This window comes from Kitasatospora sp. HUAS MG31 (assembly GCF_040571325.1).
GTDB lineage: Bacteria > Actinomycetota > Actinomycetes > Streptomycetales > Streptomycetaceae > Kitasatospora > Kitasatospora camelliae.
The window spans coordinates 6,373,455-6,391,277 of the sequence record NZ_CP159872.1 but is presented as its reverse complement, the minus strand read 5'-3'; the positions used below and the strand labels follow the sequence as shown (position 1 = coordinate 6,391,277).

Below are 17,823 nucleotides of genomic sequence, written 5' to 3'. Positions count from 1 at the left end.
CGCGAGCTCCGCCGCCCCACGCCCGCGAGCAGGTCTTCGCTCAACTGGCCCTCACGCAGGGCACTTCCGCGCACACGCGGTGTGATCGAGATGCCACAGCGCACCTCCCGGACCGCCTTCGGGCACCACACGGCAGGAGACCAGCCATGCCGGACCGGGCTAGCACCCACACCCCCGCACCGACCGTCGAAGAACCCGACCGGCTTCGCAACGTGGCCCTGATCGGAGCCGGCGGAGCCGGGAAGACCACCCTCACCGAATCCCTCGCCCTCACCGCCAAGGCCCTCACCCGGGCCGGCACCGTCCCCGACGGCACCACCGTGAGCGACCACGAGGACATCGAGCACCAGCAGCAGCGCTCGGTCCAGCTGTCGCTGGTGCCGCTCGCCTGGCAGGACACCAAGATCAACCTGCTCGACACCCCCGGCTACGCCGACTTCTCCGGCGAACTCCACGCCGGGCTCCGCGCGGCCGAGGCCGCGCTCTTCGTGGTGTCGGCCACCGACCCGATCAGCCAGCCGATGCTGGCCCTGTGGCGCGAGTGCGCCACCGAGGGCATCCCGCGGGCCATCGTGCTCACCCACCTCAACGCCGTCCGGGTCCACCTGGACGAGGTCCTCGCCGTGCTCCAGGACGCGTTCGGCGAGGGCCACCCCGACACCGTCCTGCCGCTGCACCACTACGACCTCCGGGAGGGCCGGCTGCACGGCTCGGTCGACCTGCTCACCGGCCGCCACTACGGCGAACCCGCCGACCTGCCCGACCTCGCCGCCGCCCGGACCGCCCTCGCCGAGGCCATCGCCGGCGAGGACGACACCCTGCTGGAGCGCTACCTGGCCGGCGAGGAACTGGACACCGCGGCGCTCGTCGAGGCCGTCCGCCGGGAGGTCGTCCAGGGCACCCTGCACCCCGTCCTGGCCACCGCCCCACCGCTCGACCCGGCCGGCCCCGCCCCCGGCGCCGAGGAGGTCCTGGACCTGATCGCCCAGGCCTTCCCCTCCCCGCTGGACCGCAACGACGAACTGCCGCCCTGCGAGCCGGACGCCCCGCTGGCCGCCCAGGTGGTGCACACCGGCGAGGACCCGTACGTCGGCCGGCTCAGCCTGGTCCGGGTGTTCTCCGGCACCCTGCGCCCGGACACCGCGGTCCACCTCCCGGACCGCCCCGACGAGCGGATCACCGCGCTGACCTGCCCGTTCGGCAAACAGCAACGGCCCGTCCCGCACGCACTCGCGGGCGACCTGGTCTGCGCCGCCAAGCTCGGCGGCGCCCGGACCGGCGACACCCTGACCACCGACGGCGCACTGATCGCCCCCTGGGCCCTGCCCGAGGCCCTGCTGCCCTGCGCCGTGGAGGCGCACAGCAAGGCCGACGAGGACAAGCTCTCCCAGGCGCTCGCCAAGCTGGCCGCCCAGGACCCGACCCTGCGGGTGGAGCAGAACCCCGACACCCATCAGCTGGTGCTCTGGTGCACCGGCGAGGCCCACCAGGCCGTCGTCCTGGACCGGTTGCGCTCCCGGCACGGCGTGCACGTGGACACCGTCCCGTACAAGGTCGCGCTGCGGGAGACCTTCGGCGGCCCGTCCAGCGGGCACGGCCGGCACGTCAAGCAGTCCGGCGGGCACGGCCAGTACGCGATCTGCGACCTCACCGTGGAGCCGCTGCCCGGCGGCGGGTTCGAGTTCGTGGACAAGGTGGTCGGCGGCGCCGTCCCGCGCAACTTCATCCCCTCGGTGGAGAAGGGCGTCCGCGCCCAGCTCGCCCACGGGGTGCTGGCCGGCTTCCCGATGGTGGACGTCCGGGTCACCCTGACCGACGGCAAGGCGCACTCGGTGGACTCCTCCGACGCCGCCTTCCAGACCGCCGCGGCACTCGCCCTGCGGGAGGCCGCCTCGCACGCCAAGGTCCAGCTGCTGGAACCGGTGGACGAGGTCCGGGTGCTGCTGCCCGACGAGTACCAGGGCGCCGTGCTCAGCGACCTCTCCGCCCGCCGCGGCCACGTGCTCGGCACCGAACCGGGCGGGCCCGGACTCAGCCTGGTCCGCGCCGAGGTGCCCGAACTGGAGCTCACCCGCTACCCGGTGGACCTCCGCTCGCTCTCCCACGGCACCGGCCAGTTCTCCCGCAGCTACCTGCGCCACGCGCCGATGCCGGCCAACCTCGCCGCCCACTACGAGAAGGCCTCCTAGCCACCGGCTCACCACCGAGGGGCGCGGGGACCCGGTCGGGTCCCCGCGCCTCCCGGCCGAAGGCTGGGGGAGAACTGCGCGAAGCGGAAGGCATCCCAGCGCAAGGTCCGGGCAGCTCACAGCACCACCGCTCCGTCGCGGCCCCCAGGCAATCGGTTCCGCCGTCAGCCGGCCGCCCGCACGGGCAGGGCACAGGCCGGCGTCCCACCCGGCAACCGGTGCCGGTGCCGGGCCACCCACCGGTACACCGCGTCCGCGACCGGCCGGACCGGCGCCAGCGTGAGGGCGCCTCCGGCGTACGCCCACGCCCCGCCGGAGCGCATCAGCAGCCGGGCCGCCGCCTGCGCACCCCCGTACACCCGTCCGGCCGGGGTGACCCAGAGCACCTCCCGCTCGGCCCGCTCCCGGGTGACCAGGCCGCGGCCGCCGGCCAGGCCGTCCAGGGCCGCCAGGTCGGCGCGCTGGTACGGCACCGCCTCCCAGCCGGCCGAGGAGAGGCTCGCCCGTGGGTACCGCTCCGCCCAGACCACGCAGGTCGTGCAGAAACCGCAGTCGCCGTCGAAGACCAGAACCGGATCCATGCCCCGATCCTGCCCCATCCGCCCCCGCTCCCGTCGGACCGGACCGCGAACGGCTCCCCGGAGGGTCGGACGGAGGTCGGACCGGGATCCGCCGAGGGTCGAACGAGGATCCGGGCGAGGGTCGAAAACCGTCCGAAGTGGGCACCATCCCCGGTGAACCGGTGACGGCTGATAAGTGACGGCGGTTCAGACGATCATCCGCGCCGCGGCCCGGCGGCACGGTAACCTGCCGCTGACAAGGGGAGGAGGGGGAATTTCGTGAGTCAGCTGGACATGACGCCAGGTGCGCAGATACCCCGGACGGACGTCGGAAACCAGACCGCGGTCACCCAGGCGCTCTCCTCCGCGGCCTACCGCGACGGGGACTACGCCGAACTCGGCGGCCTGGCGGGCGTCACGGTCAAGAAGGGCAAGTTCGCCCTGTTCCGGCCGAGTGCCGGCGAGGCGTTCAGCCGGGCCGTGATCGACCGCACGCTGGCCCCCAAGCGCAACCCGCTGGTGCCCTCCTTCGGCACCGACGTCCGCATGGTCGTCGAGCACTGCCTCGCCGCCCAGGACCTGCGGGACGCCCGGGACCGGCGGCTGACCACGCTGACCCTGGTCTGCGGCGGGCTCTTCCTCCCCGGGACGCTGATCTGGCTCGCCGCCTTCCAGGCCCGTGCCTACCTGAAGCGGACCAGCCCGGCTCGCGAGGGCTTCTACGGCACGCTGGCCCTGCTGGTGGCCGGCGGCCTGGCGGTGCTGTTCGCGCTGCGCCCGCCGGTCACGGGCCCGTGGGCGCTGTACTGGCGGGTGATGATGCTCGTCCCGGTGCTCGGCTGGCTGCTGGCCAAGCGGATCGCCCTGCGCAGCGTGCTGGACCTGCGTGCCCGCTGGGAGGCCCTGGTCACCGGCAGCGCGGTCGCGGCCACCGTGCCGAAGGCCGTCCCGCGGGACCACCTGGACAAGAAGGCGGTGGACCTCAAGGCGGCGCTGGACCGGCTCGCCGCCGAGCAGGAGACCAACATCCACCACTACGCGGGCGCCAAGGGCATCCTCGGCGTCGGCGCGCGGTGGAGCGAGTGGGCACTCAACGAGGACCTCAGGCCCGCCGAGGGCCAGGAGGACTTCCGGGTCTTCCACATCAACGACCTTGCCCGGAAGATCACCGAGCGGCTCGGCAGCCTGGTCGGCAGCGAGCTCCCCAACGGCGGGATGCCGCGGCCGTCGATCCACCAGTGGGTGGTCCAGGACATCCCCGAGGGCGCGGACGAGATCGGCCGTCCCGGCGGCAGCGAGATGGACGGCTACCGGATGCGCGACTTCGCCGTCGCGGAGATCGCCAACAAGCAGACCTTCGGCAGCGACGCCCGGCACCGGATCGCCATCCAGTACGTGCTCCACAAGGGCCAGCTGGTCACCACGATGGTGGTGGAGATCGTGGTGCTGCACAACAACCTGCAGGTGCGGGTCACCGGGCACGCCCTGGGCCAGATCGTCGGGTACTTCACGGCGAAGCCCAAGCCCAAGGAGATCGAGGTCCGCAAGTCGTTCAAGCGGTGGGAGACGCAGACCGTCCAGCTGCCGCTGGTGGACAACGACGAGGTGGTGCGGCAGGCGGTCCGGGCGCCGTTCCTGCGGATCCCGACGCTGCTGGCGTACCTCGGCGGGTCGATCGGCCTGCCGGAGCCGTTCTGCCTGCGGCAGGCGTGGACGGACCTGGCCTGGATCAGCCGGTTCAAGTCGGACGACGCGATCTACGCGGCCACCCCGGTGGTGAACGCGGTGCAGGCGGCGACCATCGACTTCCTGGCCGAGCACGACGTCAACGTGGACCGCTTCACCAGCCGCGTCGGCATCGTGAAGTCCGAGATGCAGGGCAGCCGCCCGTTCCGCGCCGACCGCTACGACGCCGGCTGACCCGCCCGGAACCCGGCAGGGCCGGTACCCGAGGGAGTCCTCTCGGTACCGGCCCTGCGGCGTCCGTACGGTCGGCTCAGCCCTGCGGCCAGACCTCGGCGAGCATCTTGCGGGTGTCCGCGAGTAGTTGCGGCAGCACCTTGGTGTGCCCCACCACCGGCATGAAGTTGGTGTCCCCGCCCCAGCGCGGCACCACGTGCTGGTGCAGGTGCGCCGCGATCCCGGCCCCGGCCGCCGCGCCCTGGTTCATCCCGATGTTGAACCCGTGCGCGCCGGAGGCCGCCCGCAGCGCGGTCATCGCGTGCTTGGTGAACACGGCCAGCTCGGCCGTCTCGTCCTCGTCCAGGTCCGTGTAGTCGGCCACGTGCCGGTACGGGACCACCATCAGGTGGCCGCCGTTGTACGGGTACAGGTTGAGCACCGCGAACACGGCGGAGCCACGGGCGACGATCAGGCCGTCCTCGTCGGAGAGCTTGGGGATGGAGCAGAACGGGCAGCCGTCGTCGGGAGCGGGCCCGGTGGGCTTGTTCTCACCCTGGATGTAGGCCATCCGGTGGGGGGTCCACAGGCGCCGGAAGCCGTCCGGCTCCCCCACGCCCTGCTGCAGTTCCGGCTCACTCATCATGCTGATCAGCATATTCGCCGCACCGGCGTTGCAAAGCGGTGTGGGGCAGACTCCTGCGAGCCTGCCCCACCGCTTGAGCCGCGCTCCGCGCGGCGGCCGTCAGACCTGGATCCGGCGCGCCACCGCGTCCACGATCTCGGCGACCGCCTCGGCCACCGGGACGCCGTTCTTCTGCTCGCCGTTGCGGTAGCGGAAGGACACCGCGCCGGCCTCGACGTCGTCGTTGCCCGCGATCAGCATGAAGGGGACCTTCGCCTTCTGGGCGTTGCGGATCTTCTTCTGCATGCGGTCGTCGGAGGTGTCGACCTCGACCCGGATGCCGTGCTTCTTCAGCTCGGCCGCCACGTCCAGCAGGTACGGCACGTGCTCGTCGGTGATCGGGATGCCGGTCACGGTGACCGGGGCCAGCCACGGCGGCATGGCGCCGGCGTAGTGCTCCAGCAGCACCGCGAAGAACCGCTCGATCGAGCCGAACAGGGCACGGTGGATCATGACCGGGCGCTGGCGCGAGCCGTCGGCCGCGGTGTACTCGAGGTCGAAGCGCTCCGGCAGGTTGAAGTCGAGCTGGATGGTCGACATCTGCCAGGTGCGGCCGATCGCGTCCTTCGCCTGGACGGAGATCTTCGGGCCGTAGAACGCCGCGCCGCCCGGGTCCGGGACCAGCGGCAGGCCCTGCTTCTCGGCCACGGCGGCGAGGACCGCGGTGGCCTCCTCCCAGGTGTCGTCCGAGCCGACGTACTTCTCCGGGTCCTTGGTGGACAGCTCCAGGTAGAAGTCGGTCAGACCGTAGTCGCGCAGCAGGTTGAGCACGAAGGTCAGCGTCGAGTCGAGCTCGTCCGCCATCTGCTCACGGGTGCAGTAGATGTGCGCGTCGTCCTGGGTGAAGCCGCGGGCCCGGGTCAGGCCGTGCACCACACCGGACTTCTCGTACCGGTACACCGTCCCGAACTCGAAGAGGCGCAGCGGCAGTTCACGGTAGGACCGGCCGCGCGCGTCGAAGATCAGGTTGTGCATCGGGCAGTTCATGGGCTTGAGGTAGTAGTCCACGCCCTCGTCGAGCTGCATGGGGGGGTACATACCGTCGGCGTACCAGTCCAGGTGGCCGCTGGTCTCGAACAGCTTCCCCTTGGTGGCGTGCGGGGTGTAGACGAACTCGTAGCCCTCCTCCTCGTGCCGGCGGCGCGAGTAGTCCTCCATGGCCCGGCGGATGATGCCGCCCTTGGGGTGGAAGACGGCGAGGCCGGAGCCGATCTGCTCCGGGATGGAGAACAGGTCGAGCTCGTTGCCGAGCTTGCGGTGGTCGCGCTTCTCGGCCTCCACCAGGAAGTCCAGGTGCGCCTTCAGCTCGTCCTTGCTCGGCCAGGCGGTGCCGTAGATGCGCTGCAGCATCGGGTTCTTCTCGCTGCCGCGCCAGTAGGCGGCCGCGTTGCGCATCAGCTTGAACGCCGGGATGTGCCGGGTGCTCGGCAGGTGCGGGCCGCGGCAGAGGTCGCCCCAGCACTGCTCGCCGGACTTGGCGTCCAGGTTGTCGTAGATGGTCAGCTCGCCGGCGCCGACCTCGACGTCGGCGCCCTCGCCGGCGGTCGCGGCGGAGCCCTTGAGGCCGATCAGCTCCAGCTTGTACGGCTCGGCCGACAGCTCCTCGCGGGCGTCGTCGTCGGAGACCACCCGGCGGGAGAACCTCTGCCCGCGCTTGATGATCTCCTGCATCTTCTTCTCGATGGCCTTGAGGTCATCGGGGTGGAAGGGCTTCTCGACGTCGAAGTCGTAGTAGAAGCCGTCCTTGACCGGCGGGCCGATGCCGAGCTTGGCCTCCGGGAAGAGCTGCTGCACGGCCTGCGCCATGACGTGCGCAGTGGAGTGCCGCAGGATGTCGAGGCCGTCCTTGCTGGAGATCTCGACCGGCTCGACCTCGTCGCCGTCCTGCACGGCGTACGCGAGGTCCTTCAGCTGGCCGCCGACCCGGGCGGCGATGATCGAGCGGTCGTCGGCGAAGAGCTCGGCGGCCGTCGTGCCCGTGGTCACCACGCGCTCTTCCCGATCGGGTTCGCGGTTGATGATGATCCGGACGTCCGTCACCGGTCTCTCCTGACGTTCTGGCTTCTGTGGAGCGGCGAATTCGCCGCCTGTGCATGGTACCGAGACCGGACCCATTGCCTCGCACACCTATCACGTCGCACCCGACACCTTTCCGTTACCCCTTCGTCACCGCGTGCGACTGATTTCCGCCATTACGGTTGAGTGGGCGTCAACTGCGGTATCACCACGGCAGAGCGGCGCACCGCTGGTCCTCGGTGGCGCGCCGCCCGCCCGCCCGTGCGGCCTCTGAGGGGCAGTCATGCAGCAGTCCCGCCACTGGTACCTAGGTCCGCTCGCCTCCTTCGACACCGAGACCACCGGCGTGGACGTGGAGTCAGACCGGATCGTCTCCGCCGCCCTGGTCCTCCAGCCCGCGCCGGGCGCCGCCCCGCGCACCACGACCTGGCTGGCCGACCCCGGCGTCCCGATTCCCGACGCCGCCAGGGCCGTTCACGGCATCGGCGACGAGCACGCCCGCGCCCACGGCCGCCCGCCGCGGACGGTGGTGGCGGAGATCGCCCGAGCCCTGGCCGACCAGGCCCGCACCGGCGTCCCGTTGGTGGTGATGAACGCCCCGTACGACCTCACCCTGCTGGACCGCGAGCTGCGCCGGCACCGGGGCTGCTCGCTGACCGAGAGCCTGGACGGCACCGAACTGCTGGTGCTGGACCCGCGGGTGCTCGACAAGCACGTGGACCGCTACCGCCGCGGCCGCCGCACCCTGACCGACCTCTGCGCGCACTACGGGGTGGTACTGGACGGCGCCCACGACGCCTCGGCGGACGCGACTGCGGCCCTGGAACTGGTCCGCACCCTCGGCACCCGCAACCCGCAGCGGCTGGGCCGGATGTCCCCGGCCGAGCTCCACCTGCGCCAGGCGGTCTGGCACGCGGCCCAGGCACAGGGCCTGCAGAACTGGTTCGACCGGACCGGCACCCCGGAGCGGGTGGACTTCTCCTGGCCGCTGCGCCCGGCCCGGTGCGGCTGCGGCCGTCGCCTGGAGCCGGAGCACCGCTGTGAGTTGGCGGCCTGAGCCCCGCCGCATCCGGCCGGCCGGGCCCGGAACGCAGAACGACGCAGGCCCCGACTCATCGTCGGGGCCTGCGCGTTGTGCTCGGTGGGCGATACTGGGATCGAACCAGTGACCCCTTCGGTGTGAACGAAGTGCTCTCCCGCTGAGCTAATCGCCCGGGCAACGAGAAGAACTGTAGCACCACGTGGCCCCGGGTTCCCAATCGGCCCCGAACCGACCCGCCCGACGGTGGGACAGATCCCGTTGCGCAGGCCGGAGGTGAATACCCGTCAGCACTTCGGAAATGGAACGCGGAAAAGGTGCAGGGCCCCGACCATAATTGGTCGGGGCCCTGCACCTACTGCATTCCGGTGGGCGATACTGGGATCGAACCAGTGACCCCTTCGGTGTGAACGAAGTGCTCTCCCGCTGAGCTAATCGCCCGGGTGCAGGGAAAACATTACCCCATCCGAAGGGGTGCTCCGAACACCCCCGCCGGTCAGCGCAGGTTCCACGGCATGGTCAGCCCGTACCGGTACAGGTACCAGCCCGCCAGCGCGCCGATCACGGCCAGGCCGATCACGGTCAGCGTGATGTTGCGCCGCCGGACCTTCGGGTCCAGGGCGCGCTGGGCGGCCTCCGACACCTTGCGGCGGGTCCAGCGCAGCACCAGCTGGGCCCAGACGAACTCGGTCGCCCAGATGCCCATGCCCAGGAAGATGACCACCCAGCCCGGACCGGGCAGCGGCAGCATGATCACGCCGAGCCCCACCACGGCCAGGCCGATGAGGAAGATCACCACCTGCCAGCTCAGGTGCAGCGGCCGCGACCGCCGGATGAAGTGCGGGGCTCTCGACCCCAGCGGCTTGCCCCCGTCCCCGTTCCCGCCGGCGCTCCCCATGTCGTCCACCTGTCGGTCCTCGCTTCGCACAGCCATGACCGGAAAACTACCGGAGTTCCGGGCCGGACGACGGGGCGATCACGCCGCCCCGGCGATTCGGCAATGCGCCGGAAGGGGTACGACTCGCAGGGGAATCCGGACAGACGGGTTTACACCGGGCTTTCAGGTGGGATGGTCCGTTCGCCGACGTGCGATTCCCCGAGCGCACACTGAGCGAAAGGCCCTGGCGCTTATGAACACCACGGTCAGCTGTGAGCTGCACCTGCGCCTCATCGTGTCCAGCGAGTCCTCACTGCCCGTCCCGGCGGGCCTGCGCTACGACACCGCCGATCCCTATGCCGTGCATGCGACGTTCCACACCGGAGCCGACGAGACCGTGGAGTGGGTGTTCGCCCGCGACCTCCTCGCGGAGGGGCTGCACCGACCCACCGGTACCGGCGACGTCCGGGTCTGGCCGTCCCGCAGCCACGGACAAGGGGTGGTCTGCATCGCCCTGAGCTCTCCGGAAGGAGAAGCCCTGCTGGAGGCGCCAGCCCGGGCGCTTGAGTCCTTCCTCAAGCGCACCGACGCCGCGGTGCCCCCCGGCACCGAACACCGTCACTTCGACCTCGATCGGGAGCTGTCCCACATCCTCGCCGAAAGCTGACCGGAACCGGGCCGCCGGCCGCGCGAGCGGCGCGGCGCTACCCGACGCGCGTCCGTCCTACTCGGGGGCACGGTCGCAGACACACCGCGCACCACCGCGGTCGCGGGGCTCCTCACCCCGCCCGCTCCGGCAGCGGAGCCCCGCAGGGGTGGCGCCCGCCGACGGTACGGCCGTCCGGCGGGCGTCACCCCTGTCCGGATTTCGGGCCCCGAACGCGCGATCCCGGTATTGTCGGGCACGCGATGACCGACGCGGGAGGCCGAGGCCCCCGCCGCGTGAGGAGCCCCCACGTGCTGATCACCCATGACACCGAGTGCGCGCTGAGCATTCTGGTCGAGCTGCTGAACACCTCGCCGCAGGCCTGCGGGAGCGAACAGCTGCCCGACGTGGCGGCGCTGGGCGCGTTCGTGGTGCGGCAGGAGATCAGCGAGATCGACTCGCTCGGTCCGGCCGACCTGGCCGCCGTGCACGCCCTGCGGGGCCGGCTCCGCGAGGTCTTCTCGGCCGACTCCACCGAGCACGCCGCCGAACTGGTGAACGCCGTGGTGGCCGACGCCGGCACCACCCCGCGGCTGACCAACCACGACAACCACGGCTGGCACATCCACTACTTCGCCCCGCACGCCGCCATCGGCGACCACCTCGCGGCCGAGCTGGGCATGGCGCTGGCCTTCATCGTCATGGCCGGCGAGCGCGAGCGGCTGCGCCGGTGCGAGGCGCCGGACTGCGTCCGGGTCTTCGTGGACCTCTCGCGCAACCGCTCCCGCCGGTACTGCGACAGCCGTACCTGCGGCAACCGGCTGCACGTCGCCGCGTACCGGGCCCGGCAGCGCTCGGCCGACACGATCACGGCGGGCTGACGCCCGGCGGGGACGGGCCGGTCCGTCGGTCGGCGGCGCCGGAGCGGCCCGGAGGCTGAGATGCTTGGGGCATGATCGACGCTCCTCTCCCCCGCCTCGAGTTCTGGTGCGACCTCCAGTGCCCCGACTGCCGCACCGCCCTCACCGACCTCCGCGCGCTGCGTGAGCGCTACGGGGACGCGCTCGAGATCGAGCTGCGGCACTTCCCGCTGGAGAAGAACAAGCACGCCTACGCGGCCGCGCAGGCCGCCCAGGAGGCCTTCGACCAGGGTCGCGGCTGGGAGTACGCCGAGGCGCTGCTCGGCCGTGTGGAGGAGCTCGGCAAGGCCGGCGAGCCGTTCCTGGTGGAGCTGGCCGGCGAGCTGGGCCTGGAGGCCGAGGAGGTGGACGTCGCGCTGATCGACGGGCGGCACACCCTGCTGGTGGACTCCGACGTGGCCGAGGGCAAGGCGATCGGGGTGACGGGCACCCCGACCTACCTGGTCGCAGGGCAGCGGCTGGACGGCGGGAAAAGCCAGGAGGGCCTGCTGGAGCGGATCATCGGCATCCTGGACGCCCAGCGGGCCGGCTGACCGGATCCGGAGTCGGCCCGGGCGCGGCGCTCGTGGAGTGCCGCGCCCGCCGCCGTCAGAGCAGGTCCTTGCCCAGGGTCCGCCGGGTGACGGTGTAGCCGAGGGACTCGTAGAGGCGGATGGCCACCGCGTTCCGGCTGAAGACGTTCAGACCGAGGTCCCGGACGCCCGCGGCCAGGCACTCGCGCTCGGCGACCTGCATCAGGGCGCGGCCGTGGCCGCGGCCGCGGTGCGCCTCGTCCACCTTGACCACCATCACCCAGGCGAACGGGCTGCCGTCGGGCAGCAGGCCCTGGCGCAGGGCCAGCCAGAGGTCGCCCACCACGGTGCCGGCCACGTCCTGCAGGTGGCGCAGGACCACGTCCTCGGTGGTGCGGCCCTGCGGGAGCAGGTGGTGGTGGTCGGCGTCCGACTTGATCCGGGCCTGCTCGCGGGTGAGGCCCGAGGCGGCCAGCTCGTCCACGTAGTGCTCGCGGGCCTCGGCCAGCCAGGCGTCGAACTCGGCCGCGGTCATCGGACGGTCGGTCACGCCCGGCGGCAGGGCCGGCGGCAGGTCGAGGTGCTTGGCCATGTTCTGCATCCGGGACGCGTAGCCGAGCGCCTCGGCGAGGCGCAGGCCCGCCGCGGACCCGGCCGGCACCGTCACGTCGGCACGGCGGCAGTTCCAGCCGCGCAGCACCTCCTCGGCGGCGAGCACGCCCACCGTGGCGCGGCCGCGCCGGCGGCCCTCGGTGACCTCCAGCTCGGAGATCTCACCCCACCACTGGTCGCCCCGGGGCAGGGCGGTGGTCCGCAGACCGCCGACCGGGCGGCCGTTGACGCAGATCCGCCAGCGGCGGGTCCGGCCGCCGTGCGGCGTGGGCTCCTCGGCCCCGTCGGGGCGCAGCGTGGTGGTCATGAACGCTCCCTTCCCCGCGGCGGCCGGGTTCTATCCCGGGTTCCGGGGCCGGAGATCCACACCCGAGGCCGGACGCGTTCACGGGTCGGCGCGCCCGGCGGTCAGGGGTCCAGGTCGTCGGCGGCGCGCTCGGCGAACTGGGCCATCGCCTTGAGGGTGACCGGGCCGGGCCCGGGGAGCTCGCGGTCGTCGACACGGGTGACCGCCTGGACGTCGCGCAGGGTGGAGGTCAGGAAGACCTCCTCGGCCTCGGCCAGGGCGTCGTAGGGCAGGTCGGCCTCCTCGGCGCCGGTCCAGTCGATCACCAGCCTGCGGGTGATGCCGGCCAGGCAGCCCGAGTCGAGCGGCGGGGTGAGCAGCCGGCCGCCGAGGACGACGAACACGTTGGAGCCGGTGCCCTCGCAGAGCCGCCCGGCGGTGTTGGCGAACACGGCCTCGGAGGCGCCGGCCCGGTGGGCGGCGGCCAGCGCCACCACGTTCTCCGCGTACGAGGTGGTCTTCAGGCCGGCGACGGCGCTGTGCTCGTTGCGGCGCCAGGGGACGGTGACCACGGCGGTGGTGTCGGGGCGGGGCTTGGCGGAGCCGATCGCGACCACCAGGCCCGGGGTGGCGTCCCCGCGCTCGCTGCCGAGCGGGGAGATGCCGCCGGTGTAGGTGATCCGGAGCCGGCCGAGCGGCATCGGGTCGGCCGCCAGCACCCGGTCGCAGGCCTCGCGGACCAGGGCGTGGTCGGGGTCGGGCAGGCCGAGGCCGCGGGCCGAGCGGGTCAGCCGGTCGAGGTGACGGGTCAGCGCGAAGAGCCGGCCGTCCACCGCCTTGACGGTCTCGAAGACGCCGTCGCCGACCGTGAGTCCGTGGTCGAGCGCCGGCACGGCGGCCCGGTCGCCCTCGGTCAGGGATCCGTTGACCCAGATCATCGCTGCGGGTGCTCCTTCGGTGGGTGGGCGGTGCGCTGGACTCCGGACGGCCCCCGGGCCTGGTCGGCCGGGGTCGTCCGGGGTCTCAGTGGACGGCGGATCCCGACGCTATCGCGACCAGGCGGGCGGCCTTCAGCTCGGTCTCGTCCCACTCGCGGTCCGGGTCGGAGCCCCAGGTGATGCCGGCGCCGGTGCCGAACCGCAGCACCGGGGCGCCGCTGCTCCGGTCGATCCAGAACGTCCGGATCCCGACCGCGAGTTCGCCCTCGCCGCGGTCGGCGTCCACCCAGCCGATCGCCCCGCAGTACGGGCCGCGGGGGGCGGTCTCCAGGGCGTCGATGATGCGCAGCGCGCTGGACTTGGGCGCGCCGGTGACCGAACCGGGCGGGAAGGTGGCGTCCAGCAGCCCGGGCCAGCCGGCGCCGGCGCGGAGGGTGCCCTGGACGGTGGAGACCAGGTGGACCAGGCCGGGGTGCTTCTCCACCACGCAGAGGTCGGGGACGGTGACACTGCCGGTCTCGCAGACCCGTCCGAGGTCGTTGCGGACCAGGTCGACGATCATCACGTTCTCGGCGTGGTCCTTCTCCAGCAGGTCGTCCTCGGTGCGGCCGGTGCCCTTGATCGGGCCGGAGAGCACGGTGCGGTCCTGCCGGCGGAGGTAGAGCTCGGGCGAGGCGGTGGCGATCTCCACCCCGTGCTCCGGGAGGCGAATCGTTCCTGCGTACGGCGCCGGGTTCCCGTGCGCGAGCAGTCCGGTCAGCGCATCGATGTCGGCGAGGCCGGGATCGGGCAGGGGCGCGGAGAGCACCCGGCAGAGGTTGGCCTGGTAGACCTCGCCGGCCGCGATGTGCTCGCGGATCCGGCGGACCCCGGCGACGTACCCGGCGCGGTCCAGGGAGGTCTCCCAGGCGTCGGGGCGCGGGCCCAGCCAGCCGTCGGTCCGCGGCGGTGCCGGGTCCGGGCGGACCTCGTCGAAGCGGGCGCAGGTCAGCCGGCCCTCGAAGTCGTAGGCCACGGCCCAGAAGCCGGAGCCGTCCAGGGCGGCCGGGTCGGAGGTGACCTCCCGCAGGCCGGTGGCCAGGCGACCGCCGAAGCGGGCCATCGGCTGGTCGGGACTGAGCGGGGTGGTGCGGCCGGACACGGTTCTCCTGCACGGACTCGGTGCTGCGCTCCGCGCCGCTGCGGGCGCGGGCCGAGGGGTCGCCCCGGTCCCTGAAGTCTAGGTCGGTGCCCCCGGCGGGTGCCGGTCGCGAGCTGCGCGGAAGCGTCCCGGCGAGGACGTCCGACGGCCACCCCCGCGGCACGCTGCGGGAACGGATTTTTCAGCTGGCCCTGGGATCCGCTAGAGTTCAACACGTCGCCAGGGAGCGGAACCGGAGAAAAACGGGGAAGCGACCGGGAGACAGGCGGACGTGGCTCAGTTGGTAGAGCATCACCTTGCCAAGGTGAGGGTCGCGAGTTCGAATCTCGTCGTCCGCTCGATGAAGGACAGTGTAAGATCGTTCTTCGAAGTTGCCTGGTGGAGTGGCCGAGAGGCGAGGCAACGGCCTGCAAAGCCGTGTACACGGGTTCAAATCCCGTCTCCACCTCCAAGAGGAGCACCTGGTTCGCCAGGCGCCCTCCCCGCGCGATTAGCTCAGCGGGAGAGCACTACCTTGACACGGTAGGGGTCACTGGTTCAATCCCAGTATCGCGCACTGAGGATCTTCGGATCCTCGCATCCCAGCGCGATTAGCTCAGCGGGAGAGCACTACCTTGACACGGTAGGGGTCACTGGTTCAATCCCAGTATCGCGCACTCGAACCCTCGGGTTCGGCGCACCCGCGCGATTAGCTCAGCGGGAGAGCACTACCTTGACACGGTAGGGGTCACTGGTTCAATCCCAGTATCGCGCACCAGCGAGCGAAGGCCGCGATCATCACTGATCGCGGCCTTCGGCGTTCCCGGGGTCGGTTCGGGGGTGAACGCAACGGGGCCGGGCACGGACGTCCTCACCGACGTTCCGTACCCGGCCACTGTGTGCCGAGGTCGCTCCTGCGTACCGCTCTCCGCCCGTCCGCGTCCCCGCGGTGCGCAGCGCCCCGGCCGGCGCCGACCCCTACCCCGGAGGTCAGCGCCCGATCAGATCGGCGACCGCCTTGGTCTGCGTCGCCAGTTGCTCCCACCCGCCGAACAGGACGAGCAGCAGGACCGCGCAGGGCACCGCGATCGCCAGCGCCACCGCGGGGTGCCGCGTCTCCGAGACCGGGGTGTGCGCGGCGAACGGCCGCCGACGCCGGGGAACCCGGGTGAGCTGCGTGGCCATGATCCTGCTCCTGCCGTCCTGCTGGTCGTCGGACGCCCGCGAATCGGGACGTCCGGGAAGGGGGCGCGGGGGCGGAGGACCTCGGGGGACGAGTGCCGCCCACCGCTGAGATCAAAGGTAGGCGGCGGGCCGCCGAGGGTCGTCATGCCCGCGTACCGTCCTGTGGGCATCCCGGAGGATGAGCCCCGAGGGTGGCGCCTACTCCTGGAGGGGGAGACGAGGTCGAACGGACCCCCGGGGGGAACCCTGAGAGCGTCCCCGGGACCTCGCCGGGGCCTCGCCGGGGCCTCCCGGGCAGGGGGTGGGGCCGGTGCGGGCAGGGGTCGCGGGCGGGTCTGGACGTGGATCCGACAATCCGACCGGGGCTGCGGGTGTTGCGCGTCAGCACAGCGCATCGGGCAGTCCGTAAGCTGTGCCCTACAGGAATCTGACGATGCCCCATCCGACGGGGTCTCACCCCACGGGCTGACGGGATTGAGCATGGCGATGATGCGGCTGAGGCGTGAGGACCCCCGCATCGTCGGGCCCTACCGTCTGCACCGGCGGCTGGGCGCCGGCGGGATGGGCGTGGTCTACCTCGGGTCGGACCGCAAGGGCCAGCGGGTCGCGCTCAAGCTGATCCGCGCCGAGCTGGCGGAGGATTCCGAGTTCCGCACCCGGTTCGCCCGGGAGATCGCCGCCGCCTCCCGGATCCGCGGCGGCTGCACCGCCCGCGTGGTCGGCTCCGACATCGAGACGGACCGCCCCTGGCTGGCCACCGCGTACGTACCGGGGCCGTCGCTGTACAAGCAGGTCACCGAGGAGGGCCCGCTGGCCTGGCCGGACGCGGCCCGGATCGGCGCGGCGCTGGCGGACGGGCTGGTGAAGGTCCACGAGGCGGGGGTGGTCCACCGCGACCTCAAGCCGTCCAACATCCTGCTCTCCCCCAAGGGCCCGCGGATCATCGACTTCGGCATCGCCTGGTCGCGCGGCGCGAGCACGCTCACCCACGTCGGTACGGCGGTGGGCTCCCCCGGCTTCCTGGCGCCCGAGCAGGTGCGGGGTGCGGCGGTGACGCCGGCCACCGACGTGTTCGCCTTCGGCGCCACGCTGGCGTTCGCGCTGACCGGAGATTCGCCGTTCGGGTCCGGGGCCTCCTCCGAGGTGATGCTGTACCGGGTGGTGCACGAGGAGCCCGACCTGTCGGCCGTACCGCCCGCGCTGGCGCCGCTGGTGCGGGCCTGCCTGGCGAAGGAGCCGTCCGAGCGGCCTCCGGCGGGCGCGCTGCACGAGCGGCTGAGTGAGCTGGCCGCGCGCGGGACGGCGGGCGGCGGGCGGCGCGGGGGTCCCCCGCCGGCGCCGGCGAGCCTGGCCGCGGGCGGTGCCGGTGCTCCCGGTGGCGGTGCGCCGGGGGACGGTGGCGGCGCCGCGGCGGCGGGTGCGGCCGGTCGACCGGTGTCCGTGGGGTCGGGTGGTACGGGTGGTGCGGCCGGGCCGGGTGGTGCGGGCGGTGTGGGCGGGGCGGCCGGTGTCGCCGGGCAGGTGCCGGTGGAGCGGGCCGGGGCGGTGCCGCCGCGGGGCGTTCCCGGCGGTGCTCCCGGTGGTGGTCGCGGGGTCGGTCCCGGTGGGTTCGCGGTCGGCGGTCGGGCCGCGGGTCAGCCCGGGGCGCAGGCGGCGCGTGGCGGGCCGGCGGCGACCCCGGTGCGGCCGGTGCACCCGGCCCGGGCCGGGCGTCCGGTTCCCGGCGAGCGTCCGCGACGGCCGCACGGCGGGCCGCCCACCCCGGCGATGCCCCGTCAGGAGGGCCCCGAGACCGCCCGGGAGCGCCAGCACGCCACCGGCCCGGCCCGGCCCGGCGTACCGCGCAACCGCCAGCACACCCCCGCTCCGGGGCGGCCCACGCCGGCCCCCGGCCGGCCGACGCCCGCACCCGGACGGCCCGGGGCCGCGCGGGAGCGTCAGCACACCCCGCCGCCCGGGCGTCCGCTCAGCGCGCGGCGGCGGCTGCTGCGGCAGCGGGTGGTGGTGTTCGTGACCGTGACGGTCGGCGTCGCGCTGGCCATCGCCGCGGCGCAGGGCTGCGAGAACCGGTCGGCCCGGGGACTGCGGCCCGCTCCGGCGGCGTCCGCGGCCTCGTCCGGTGCGACGGGAGGCCCCTCCGTGGGGGGCAGCCAGGTCGGGGCGGGGGGTGCGCCGGTGTCCATCGACGGTGCGCCGCCGTCGGGCGGCCACGCCCCAGGCCCCAGCGGGATCGGTCCGGCGGCCGGGGCGGCGCCCGCGGTCGACTGGCCGAACCGGACGTACGCCGACCCGGTCGGCGGGCCCGCGATCCGGCTGAAGGACGGGCGGGGTACCGGGGA

General features: G+C 73.0%; 14 protein-coding genes, 7 tRNA genes and 1 pseudogene. 12 read left to right on the top strand and 10 right to left on the bottom strand.

Features of this window, described 5'->3' with window-relative positions; genetic code table 11:
* The first annotated feature begins 146 nt into the window (after positions 1 to 146).
* Complete coding sequence (locus tag ABWK59_RS28530) at positions 147 to 2,189, top strand: elongation factor G-like protein EF-G2 (RefSeq protein ID WP_354643504.1); 2,043 nt, start codon at positions 147 to 149, stop codon at positions 2,187 to 2,189.
* Positions 2,190 to 2,353: 164 nt separating this feature from the next.
* On the opposite strand, the gene ABWK59_RS28525 is transcribed toward ABWK59_RS28530, so the two are convergent.
* Positions 2,354 to 2,770, bottom strand: a complete 417-nt coding sequence (locus ABWK59_RS28525; protein WP_354643503.1) for a thiol-disulfide oxidoreductase DCC family protein — start codon at positions 2,768 to 2,770, stop codon at positions 2,354 to 2,356.
* A gap of 258 nt (positions 2,771 to 3,028) precedes the next feature.
* Between ABWK59_RS28525 and ABWK59_RS28520 the strand changes: the two genes are divergently transcribed.
* Entirely contained in the window at positions 3,029 to 4,669 is a 1,641-nt protein-coding gene (locus ABWK59_RS28520; protein ID WP_354643502.1) for a hypothetical protein, read from the top strand.
* Between the two features lie 76 nt (positions 4,670 to 4,745).
* On the opposite strand, the gene ABWK59_RS28515 is transcribed toward ABWK59_RS28520, so the two are convergent.
* Both ABWK59_RS28515 and thrS read right to left on the bottom strand, forming a co-directional pair.
* Positions 4,746 to 5,306 (bottom strand): HIT family protein, encoded by a 561-nt coding sequence (locus ABWK59_RS28515; RefSeq protein ID WP_354643501.1) that lies wholly within the window; start codon positions 5,304 to 5,306, stop codon positions 4,746 to 4,748.
* An 87-nt stretch (positions 5,307 to 5,393) separates the two neighbouring features.
* The gene (thrS, locus tag ABWK59_RS28510) at positions 5,394 to 7,373 is read right to left on the bottom strand and encodes a threonine--tRNA ligase (protein ID WP_354643500.1); all 1,980 of its coding nucleotides are present in this window, start codon (positions 7,371 to 7,373) and stop codon (positions 5,394 to 5,396) included.
* A gap of 259 nt (positions 7,374 to 7,632) precedes the next feature.
* On the opposite strand from thrS, the gene ABWK59_RS28505 reads away from it, so the two are divergent.
* Positions 7,633 to 8,406, top strand: a complete 774-nt coding sequence (locus ABWK59_RS28505) for a 3'-5' exonuclease (protein ID WP_354643499.1) — start codon at positions 7,633 to 7,635, stop codon at positions 8,404 to 8,406.
* An 85-nt stretch (positions 8,407 to 8,491) separates the two neighbouring features.
* On the opposite strand, the gene ABWK59_RS28500 is transcribed toward ABWK59_RS28505, so the two are convergent.
* From ABWK59_RS28500 to ABWK59_RS28490, 3 genes are all read right to left on the bottom strand, one after another.
* Positions 8,492 to 8,563, bottom strand: a tRNA-Val gene (locus tag ABWK59_RS28500).
* A 194-nt stretch (positions 8,564 to 8,757) separates the two neighbouring features.
* Positions 8,758 to 8,829 (bottom strand) — tRNA-Val (locus ABWK59_RS28495).
* 55 nt (positions 8,830 to 8,884) lie between these two features.
* A complete protein-coding gene (locus tag ABWK59_RS28490; RefSeq protein ID WP_354645136.1) occupies positions 8,885 to 9,286 on the bottom strand; it encodes a TIGR02611 family protein in 402 nt (133 codons plus the stop codon).
* A 232-nt stretch (positions 9,287 to 9,518) separates the two neighbouring features.
* Here ABWK59_RS28490 and ABWK59_RS28485 point away from each other — a divergent pair, with 232 nt between their 5' ends.
* From ABWK59_RS28485 to ABWK59_RS28475, 3 genes are all read left to right on the top strand, one after another.
* Entirely contained in the window at positions 9,519 to 9,932 is a 414-nt protein-coding gene (locus ABWK59_RS28485; protein WP_030056266.1) for an SsgA family sporulation/cell division regulator, read from the top strand.
* A 290-nt stretch (positions 9,933 to 10,222) separates the two neighbouring features.
* Positions 10,223 to 10,792 (top strand): CGNR zinc finger domain-containing protein, encoded by a 570-nt coding sequence (locus tag ABWK59_RS28480; RefSeq protein ID WP_354643498.1) that lies wholly within the window; start codon positions 10,223 to 10,225, stop codon positions 10,790 to 10,792.
* A gap of 71 nt (positions 10,793 to 10,863) precedes the next feature.
* On the top strand, positions 10,864 to 11,364 hold the full coding sequence (locus ABWK59_RS28475) for a DsbA family protein (protein ID WP_354643497.1): 501 nt from the start codon (positions 10,864 to 10,866) through the stop codon (positions 11,362 to 11,364).
* A gap of 55 nt (positions 11,365 to 11,419) precedes the next feature.
* Here ABWK59_RS28475 and ABWK59_RS28470 read toward each other — a convergent pair whose 3' ends face one another.
* The 3 genes from ABWK59_RS28470 to ABWK59_RS28460 form a co-directional block, all read right to left on the bottom strand.
* Positions 11,420 to 12,262, bottom strand: a complete 843-nt coding sequence (locus ABWK59_RS28470; protein WP_354643496.1) for a GNAT family N-acetyltransferase — start codon at positions 12,260 to 12,262, stop codon at positions 11,420 to 11,422.
* 101 nt (positions 12,263 to 12,363) lie between these two features.
* Complete coding sequence (locus ABWK59_RS28465) at positions 12,364 to 13,179, bottom strand: aminotransferase class IV (RefSeq protein ID WP_354643495.1); 816 nt, start codon at positions 13,177 to 13,179, stop codon at positions 12,364 to 12,366.
* Positions 13,180 to 13,264: 85 nt separating this feature from the next.
* Entirely contained in the window at positions 13,265 to 14,281 is a 1,017-nt protein-coding gene (locus ABWK59_RS28460) for a chorismate-binding protein (RefSeq protein ID WP_354645134.1), read from the bottom strand.
* A 304-nt stretch (positions 14,282 to 14,585) separates the two neighbouring features.
* Here ABWK59_RS28460 and ABWK59_RS28455 point away from each other — a divergent pair.
* From ABWK59_RS28455 to ABWK59_RS28435, 5 genes are all read left to right on the top strand, one after another.
* Positions 14,586 to 14,658, top strand: a tRNA-Gly gene (locus ABWK59_RS28455).
* Positions 14,659 to 14,697: 39 nt separating this feature from the next.
* A tRNA-Cys gene (locus ABWK59_RS28450) sits at positions 14,698 to 14,771 on the top strand.
* Positions 14,772 to 14,804: 33 nt separating this feature from the next.
* Positions 14,805 to 14,876: transfer RNA gene (locus tag ABWK59_RS28445), tRNA-Val, on the top strand.
* 28 nt (positions 14,877 to 14,904) lie between these two features.
* Positions 14,905 to 14,976, top strand: a tRNA-Val gene (locus tag ABWK59_RS28440).
* 26 nt (positions 14,977 to 15,002) lie between these two features.
* Positions 15,003 to 15,077: transfer RNA gene (locus tag ABWK59_RS28435), tRNA-Val, on the top strand.
* A 212-nt stretch (positions 15,078 to 15,289) separates the two neighbouring features.
* Here the strand turns inward: ABWK59_RS28435 and ABWK59_RS28430 are convergent.
* Positions 15,290 to 15,484, bottom strand: coding sequence for a hypothetical protein (locus ABWK59_RS28430; RefSeq protein WP_354643494.1), 195 nt, complete (start codon positions 15,482 to 15,484; stop codon positions 15,290 to 15,292).
* A gap of 474 nt (positions 15,485 to 15,958) precedes the next feature.
* Here ABWK59_RS28430 and ABWK59_RS28425 point away from each other — a divergent pair.
* Positions 15,959 to 17,200: pseudogene (locus ABWK59_RS28425) on the top strand (serine/threonine-protein kinase); the annotation flags it as partial.
* Positions 17,201 to 17,823 lie beyond the last annotated feature (623 nt).